The sequence below is a fragment of the Brevundimonas vesicularis genome, assembly GCF_032067225.1.
GTDB classification, from domain to species: Bacteria; Pseudomonadota; Alphaproteobacteria; order Caulobacterales; family Caulobacteraceae; genus Brevundimonas; species Brevundimonas vesicularis_F.
On record NZ_DAMBJX010000057.1, the window covers coordinates 10,708 to 16,207 of the forward strand.

The 5,500-nt window shown below is 66.1% G+C and carries 5 protein-coding genes and 1 tRNA gene; 4 read left to right on the forward strand and 2 right to left on the reverse strand.

Annotation, left to right across the window (positions count from 1 at the left end; all coding sequences use genetic code 11):
* On the reverse strand, window positions 1-1,135 hold a 1,135-nt coding region (locus RT123_RS13005), incomplete at its 3' end, for a sugar transferase (RefSeq protein WP_313009537.1).
* Between the two features lie 138 nt (window positions 1,136-1,273).
* Here RT123_RS13005 and RT123_RS13010 point away from each other — a divergent pair.
* Window positions 1,274-1,365 (forward strand) — tRNA-Ser (locus RT123_RS13010).
* Between the two features lie 99 nt (window positions 1,366-1,464).
* Here RT123_RS13010 and RT123_RS13015 read toward each other — a convergent pair.
* Window positions 1,465-2,172, reverse strand: a complete 708-nt coding sequence (locus tag RT123_RS13015) for a fatty acid desaturase (RefSeq protein WP_313009538.1) — start codon at window positions 2,170-2,172, stop codon at window positions 1,465-1,467.
* Window positions 2,173-2,270: 98 nt separating this feature from the next.
* Between RT123_RS13015 and crtY the strand changes: the two genes are divergently transcribed.
* From crtY to RT123_RS13030, 3 genes are all read left to right on the forward strand, one after another.
* A complete protein-coding gene (gene crtY / locus RT123_RS13020; protein WP_313009539.1) occupies window positions 2,271-3,437 on the forward strand; it encodes a lycopene beta-cyclase CrtY in 1,167 nt (388 codons plus the stop codon).
* Window positions 3,437-4,918, forward strand: a complete 1,482-nt coding sequence (locus tag RT123_RS13025) for a phytoene desaturase (protein ID WP_313009540.1) — start codon at window positions 3,437-3,439, stop codon at window positions 4,916-4,918. Before crtY ends, RT123_RS13025 begins: the two co-directional genes overlap by 1 nt.
* Window positions 4,915-5,500, forward strand: a 586-nt coding sequence (locus RT123_RS13030) for a phytoene/squalene synthase family protein (protein WP_313009541.1), incomplete at its 3' end; no start/stop codon positions are given. The genes RT123_RS13025 and RT123_RS13030, both read left to right, overlap by 4 nt.

Genomic DNA, 5,500 nt, shown 5'->3' on the forward strand with positions numbered 1-5,500 from the left:
CGACACGGGTTACGCGGTCGTCGTCGGCGCAGACCTGGCGGCTTGCGGTCGCATCGGCGGCGGCGTGGCGCATGGAGCGGAACTTCCACACGACAATGGTCTCGTGATTGAAGCCATGACGGCGCTGGCGGAAGAAGACGGGGCCGGGACTATCCAGCCGCACGGCCAGAGCCACCAGGGCCATGATGGGCGCAGCGACGACCAGGGCTGCGGCGCCAATCACCAGGTCCTGCATCCGCTTGTTGAAGGCGCGGCGGTCCGGGTTGGCAGGACCATCCAGAGGCGCGAGCGGCGCATTGGCCAGCCTGTTCAGCAGTCCATCGCGACCCAGTTCTGAATCAACCAGGACCGTCAGCGGATTGGGCAGGGCGTTCAAGGTCTGCGTCAGGTCGCGCACGCGCTGGCCGGTCTCGGGATCTATAGCCAGCACGATCCGGTCGACATAGGGCGTCAGCCGGTGGGTCAACAGAGCCTTGGCAGTCCCCAGCACCGGCACGCCGGCCAAGCTGTCCGGCGATCTGGCCAAGCGGTCGTCGAACACGCCCAGCACATTCATGTCACGTCGCTCCAACGCCTGTTCGATCAGACGTCGCGCGTTTCGGGTCGCGCCGACGATGACGATGTTGGGCGACAGCACGCCCAACCGACGCCACCGTGCGATGACAACCAACCACAGGCCATGCAGCAGGGTCAGGGCGGCTGTCGTCGTCAGCGCCCAAGGCGCAATGACGTCCAGCGCCGGGCGGTCCAGCAGCCAACCCAGAACGAGCGCCACGCCGGCCGAGACGACTCCCACGCCCACAACGCCTGCCATGTGCAGAGGCCAGGGCGTGTCGCGCCCGAATCGATAAAGCTGAAGCGCGCGCATCAGGATGAGCACCAGAACGGCGCCGACGACCACGGGCGCGGCGTCGCCGACCGTGATCGAGGCCAAGCCCGTCGGCTGGATCGCCAGGACCGCGCTGAACGCCAGTCCGCAAACCATCAGCACGTCGATCAGCCGGAAATAATGCGCCGACAGTCGGACGGACGATCGCTCGCGCGCATTCAGCCAAATCTCCGGGCGGAACGGCCCACGCAACGGCCGGCTTTTCAGCGGCGTGTCGGCGGCGAGACTGGCGGGACGGTCGAGCAACAGGCGGTCCAGAAGCGATCCGGGGGGCGAATGATGGCCGCGATACTGCCGCTTTGGCCTCTATGTCGCGTTAACGTGGACGCTTTCTCTCGAACCGGATTGCGCGACGCATCAGCCTCCGCTATCGACGCCCTCGCAGGAGACGTGGCCGAGTGGCTGAAGGCAACGGTTTGCTAAATCGTCGTACCCCGTAAGGGGTACCGAGGGTTCGAATCCCTCCGTCTCCGCCATTCCTCTCCGACCATAGGCCGATCAGCAGCCACCCACGGCGCGGTGGAGCAGAGGCTTCATGAGTGTATTTCGCCGTTGAGAACGACCGCCGTGCACGCCTAGCTGAACAGGCTCCACCAGGGCTTCCAGGGGGTCAGGTGGTGTTCGTGGTGACGGCCGAAGTTGAAACAGGTGAGCAACGACAGGACCGGGCCGAAGGAGCTGGTGCGGGCGTTGTGGTGATCGGGAAAGGCTTCGTTGGTATGCCGGTGGGGCAGCCAGGTGCCGAAGGTGAACAACTGTAGCGCCGAGAGCAGGGCGGGCGCGGCCCAGAAGACCAGAAGATTGGGCATGCGGGCGCCGAGGATCAGCACGGCGACAGCCACGAGCACCGTCAGAACGGCCAGTTCTCGCCAGCCGAAATAGGTGCGGAAGAAGCCGTAGAACCAGGGCAGAAAGGCGCGGGGGGCGTCGGCGTGAAAGTCGGGATCGTCCGCCGTGCCGGGTGCGGCGTGATGGGCGTGGTGGGCCGTCTTCAAGGGCGCGAACCGAAATCCGGCGTAGAGGGCTAGCGCCAAGCTGCCGATCGCCGTGTTCAGCCGTGGGCGTCCCGGAGCCAGCGAGCCGTGCATGGCGTCGTGGGCGACGATGAACAGGCCGACGGATAGCCAGGTCTGGAAGGCGACGATCAGCGGAACGGTCAGGACGCTCCACATCGTCCAGCGATGAAAATAGACGCCGTAGATATGCAGGCTCAGCCAGGCCGCCGCGATCAGGCCAGCCAGCGTCAGGCCGATCAGGGCCTGGTTCGGGACGACCCGTGGCATTGGCGTGACGGCGCACATGGCGCGAAACTTAGCGCATCGCGGCCCGGTAAGCATCCTGTTCGCTTGCCGCATGCGTCGTCGCGTGCCACCTGTCTGGAATGCAGGTCGACGCCTCTGACACTTCCGCGCCGGACCTTTTGCTGGTCGGCGGCGGCCTGGCCAATGGCCTGCTGGCGCTGCGGCTGTCGCGCGTCCGTCCTGATCTGGACGTGCGAATCGTCGAGGCGGCGCAGACCCTGGGCGGGGTCCACACCTGGTCCTTCTTCGACAGCGACCTGACGCAGGATCAGCGCGACTGGATCGCGCCCTTGGTGGTGCATCGTTGGCCGGGATACAGCGTCCGTTTTCCCCAGTTCGAACGCGCGCTGTCGACCCCCTATTGCAGCGTCACGGCCGAACGGTTCGCGGCGGTGGTCGAGGCGGCCTTGCCCGGAAAGGTCATGCTGGGCGCGCTGGTCGCCTCGGTGTCGCCGACCGAAGCGTTGCTGGCTGATGGACGGCGTCTGAGCGCCAAGGCGGTGATCGATGGGCGCGGGCCAACCGCGACGCCGGATCTGGCGCTGGGTTTTCAGAAGTTCGCCGGGCTGGAGGTGCGGCTGGCGGCGCCGCACGGTCTGACCACGCCCATCGTCATGGACGCCTGCGTCGATCAGGCCGGGGGCTACCGGTTTCTCTACACCCTGCCGTTCGATGATCGCACGCTGCTGATCGAGGATACGCGCTACACTGACGGCGATGCGCTGGATCGCGCGGCCTTCCGGCAGGGCGTGCTGGATTACGCCCGCGCGCAGGGCTGGGAGATCGAGACGGTCTTGCGCGAGGAGGACGGCGTCCTGCCCGTGGCGCTTGACGGGGACATCGGCGCGCATTTGTCGCGGATGGGTCCGACGGCGCTCAGCGGTCTGCGCGCGGGGCTGTTTCACCCGACCACCGGCTATTCCCTGCCGGACGCGGTGCGCCTGGCCGACCGGTTGGCGCGGGATTTCGAGCCGGCGACCGTCGCCGAAGACATCCGCCGCCATGCGCATGACGTATGGGCCGGACGAGGCTTTTATCGGTTGCTGAACCGGATGCTATTCCGTGCGGCGCGGCCCGACGAGCGATACAAGGTGCTGGAGCGTTTCTATCGTCTGCCCCAGCCTTTGGTCGAACGCTTCTACGCCGCGGGATCCACACTCGCCGACAAGGCGCGGATCCTGAGCGGAAAACCCCCGGTGCCGATCGGCGCCGCACTGACCTGTATGGTCGAAAGAGGACGTGCGTGATGCGGGCTGCTGTAATAGGATCGGGCTTCGGAGGTTTGTCGCTGGCCATACGGCTGCAGTCGGCGGGCATTCAGACCACGGTGTTCGAGGCCCGCGATCTGGAGGGCGGCCGGGCCTATGTGTTCAAGGACAAGGGCTATACCTTCGACGCCGGTCCCACCGTCATCACCGACCCGTCGGCGCTGGAGGAACTGTTCGAGGCCAGCGGGCGCAAGCTGTCGGACTATGTCGAACTGCTGCCGGTCGCGCCTTTCTATCGGCTGTGCTGGGAAGACGGCGACGTTTTCGACTACGTCAACGATCAGGACGAGCTGGATCGCCAGATCGTGGCGCGCAATCCGGCCGACAAGGAAGGCTATCGCAAGTTCCTGGCCTATTCGCAGGACCTGCTGAAGGAAGGCTATCTGAAGCTGGGGGCCGTGCCGTTCCTGGACTTCGCCAGCATGGTCAAGGCTGCGCCGGAGCTGATGCGGCTCCAGGCCTGGCGGTCGGTCTATGACAAGGTCGCCAGCTATATTCAGGACGAGCACCTGCGCCAGGCGTTCAGCTTCCACTCCTTGCTGGTCGGCGGCAATCCGTTCGCGACCTCGTCAATTTATGCCTTGATCCATGCGTTGGAGCGGCGCTGGGGCGTCTGGTTCCCGCGTGGCGGCACCGGCGCCCTGATCCAGGCCATGGTGCGTCTGCTCAAGGATCTTGACGGGGAAGTCCGGCTGAACAGTCCGGTCGAGCGCATCACCATGGCGAACGGTCGCGCGACCGGCGTGGTGGTGAACGGCGAGACGCTGGCCTTCGACATGGTCGCCTCCAACGCTGACGTAGTTCACACCTATCAGCGCTTGTTGGGTCAGGAACCGCGCGGTCAGAAGGAGGGCGCCAAGCTGGCGTCGCGGCGTCACTCCATGTCGCTGTTCGTCATCTATTTCGGCCTGAAGCGCGTTCATCCGGAGGTGCGCCACCACACGGTGCTGTTCGGGCCGCGCTATCGCGAGCTGATCGCCGAAATCTTCAAGGGGCCGGACCTGCCCGATGACTTCTCGCTGTATCTGCATGCGCCGACGCGGACCGATCCGTCACTGGCGCCGGAAGGCTGCGACGCCTTCTATGTGCTGGCGCCCGTGCCGCACCTGGCCTCGGCCGACATCGACTGGGCGGTCGAGGGGCCGCGCTATCGCGACCGGATCCTGGCCTATCTGGAAGAACGTTACATCCCCGGTTTGACGGCGGACCTGGATACCTGCCGGATCTTCACGCCGGTCGATTTCCGCGACCAACTGAACGCGCACCAGGGTTCGGCCTTCTCGCTGGAGCCGATCCTGACGCAGAGCGCCTGGTTCCGGGTGCATAACCGCGACGACCAGATCCCGAACCTTTATTTTGTGGGCGCCGGCACCCATCCCGGCGCGGGCGTGCCGGGCGTGGTCGGATCGGCCAAGGCCACCGCCGCCCTGATGATCGAGGACGCGAGGCAGCCGGCATGACTGACGCCGTCCTGGATCACAGCCGCCAGTCGATGGAGCAGGGGTCCAAGAGCTTCGCCGCCGCCGCGCGCCTTTTCCCGGCGGCGATCCGCGACGACGCCTGGATGTTGTATTCCTGGTGCCGGCACTGCGACGACGAGATCGACGGACAGGTGTTGGGCCACGGCGCGGTTGGTATCGATCCGGTGCTGGCCGGCGAGAAACTGGACGAACTGCGTTTGCGCACCGCCGCCGCCCTGGCCGGTGAGCCGCAGACGGACCCGGTCTTCACCGCCTTCCAACGCGTGGCCATGCGTCATGGCATTCCTGCTGACGAGGCGATGGACCTGTTGCAGGGGTTCGAGATGGACGTGGTCGGCCGGCGTTACGATACGCTGGAGGACACGCTGGACTACGCCTATCACGTCGCCGGCGTCGTCGGGGTGATGATGGCGCGGATCATGGGGGTGGACGATGCGCCGACCTTGCGACGTGCTCAGGATTTGGGGCTCGCGTTCCAGCTGACGAACATCGCTCGCGACGTGGTCGAGGATGCTAAGGGTGGACGGGTCTATCTGCCCGGCGCCTGGCTGGACGAGGCGG

Excerpts from the sequence above, each read along its gene's own strand:
- crtY (WP_313009539.1), top strand. The coding sequence starts at position 2,271 with ATGCAGGTCGACGCCTCTGACACTTCCGCGCCGGACCTTTTGCTGGTC.
- RT123_RS13025 (WP_313009540.1), top strand. The coding sequence starts at position 3,437 with ATGCGGGCTGCTGTAATAGGATCGGGCTTCGGAGGTTTGTCGCTGGCC.
- RT123_RS13015 (WP_313009538.1), bottom strand. The coding sequence starts at position 2,172 with ATGCCACGGGTCGTCCCGAACCAGGCCCTGATCGGCCTGACGCTGGCT.